This window comes from Candidatus Limnocylindria bacterium, assembly GCA_036523395.1.
Taxonomy (GTDB): Bacteria; Chloroflexota; Limnocylindria; order P2-11E; family P2-11E; genus CF-39.
Window position 1 is genome coordinate 1 of sequence record DATDEH010000098.1, and the last position, 1858, is coordinate 1858.

A 1858-nucleotide genomic window follows, 5' to 3' on the forward strand; every position below is an offset into this window, starting at 1 on the left:
GGCATCATCTGGCGCAGGCGACGCCCGACCTGCTCGAGCGGCTGCTCCTGCTCCTTGGCACGCTGCGCGTACAGTTTCTTGGCGCCGCTGCGGTACTCCGCGATCCACTTCTTCGCGTGCGTGCCGTCGCGGATGTCGCTGAGCACCTTCTTCATCTCGGCGCGCACGCGCGCGTCGATGATCCGCGGCCCGACCGTGTAGTCGCCGAACTCGGCGGTGTCAGACACGGAGTAGCGCATGTACGAGAGCCCGCCCTCGTAGATGAGGTCGACGATGAGCTTCATCTCATTGACGCACTCGAAGTACGCGACCTCGGGCTGGTATCCCGCGTCGACCAGCGTGTCGAAGCTCGCCTTCATGAGCTCGCTGATGCCGCCGCAGAGGATGACCTGCTCGCCGAACCAGTCGGTCTCCACCTCCTCGGCGAACGTCGTCGTGATGACGCCGGCGCGCGTCGCACCGACGCCCTGTGCGTACGCGAGGGCGGTCTGCTCGGCCTTGCCGGAGACGTCCTGGTAGACGGCGAGGAGCGCCGGCACGCCCTTGCCTTCCTTGAAGACCTCGCGCATGCGGTGCCCGGGCGCCTTGGGCGCGATCATCACGACATCGGCGTCGGGATGCGGCTTCACCTCGCCGAAGTGCACCGAGAACGCGTGCGCGACGAGGAGCGTCCGGCCCTTGCCCATGTACGGCGCGACCTTCTCGTACGCCTCGCGGTGGTTCTGGTCGGGCACGAGCAGCGCGACGACCTCGGCGTTGCGCGCCGCGTCGCCGGTCTCGCGGACCGTGAATCCGTCCTGCTCCGCCTTCGCCCAGCTCTTGCTGCCGGCCTGCAGGCCGACGATGACGTCGTATCCGCTGTCGCGGAGGTTCTGCGCGTGCGCGTGACCCTGGCTGCCATAACCGATGACGGCGATGGTCTTGCCGCGCAGCGCCCTGGGGTCGGCGTCCTTGTCGTAATACACCGTTGCCATCGTCGTCCTCCTCTTAGAGATAGGTCTTCGTCGTCAGGTTGTTGAGCCGCGGGTTGAGACCGAGCATCTGGTCGGCGTCGATCGGCACCTCGACGAGCAGCGAGCGGCCTTTCTGCTCATAGCACGCGTCGACGATGTCGCTCAGATTCGAGAGGTCGGGCGCGACGCGAACGCCGTCCCAGCCGTGCGCCTCCGCGGCCTTCACGAAGTCGATCTGCGGCAGCTTCGAGTGGTACTGGCGCTTCGGGACGTCGGGGATGATGACCTCGAGGCCCTTGTCGACGATCCCGTACACGCCGTTGTTCACGACGAAGACGCGCAGGTCCATGTTCGCGGCGTCCGCGAGCGCGCCTCCGAAGAGACGCCAGCAACCGTCACCGGTGAACACGAACGTGTTGAGCGATGGGTCACCCGCTTTCGCACCGACACCCAGGCCGAACGCGCCGCCCATCGCGGAGCCGTCGTGCGTCGTGAAGAAGCGGATGTTCTCGCTGGGCCGCTGCGCCACGTACTGCCGGTCCTTGTATGCGGTGCAGACGTCGTCGAAGCCGATCGAGTTCGGCCGCCAGGCCGCGTGCAGCCGACCGTAGAACTCCATCGCGTCGACGGTGCCGGGCCGCGTCTCGCGCGAGATCTCGCGGCGGTTGAGCGACTCGGGCGCCGGGATGACCTCGGGCCGCTCGCCCAGCGCGGAGGGCAGGCGCTTCAGAATCTCTTCGAGGACGAAGCCGATGTCGCCGCGGACGAGGCGGTACTCGTGCCCTACGCGGTGACGGAACTCGCCCTGCTTGTGGCCGTACGCGTCGCGGAGATCGGTGAAGTGCCACACATGGCCGGCGTTGATCTTCCCCAGGTTGAGCGAGTACTCCCCGGCGTCGAAGCCG

2 protein-coding genes are annotated in these 1858 nt (G+C 67.3%); both read right to left on the bottom strand.

Annotation, left to right across the window (positions count from 1 at the left end):
• The coding region (gene ilvC, locus VI056_12560) for a ketol-acid reductoisomerase (protein ID HEY6203858.1) at positions 1-974 on the bottom strand (974 nt) is incomplete at its 3' end.
• Between the two features lie 13 nt (positions 975-987).
• Positions 988-1858, bottom strand: an 871-nt coding sequence (locus VI056_12565) for a thiamine pyrophosphate-dependent enzyme (protein HEY6203859.1), incomplete at its 5' end; no start/stop codon positions are given.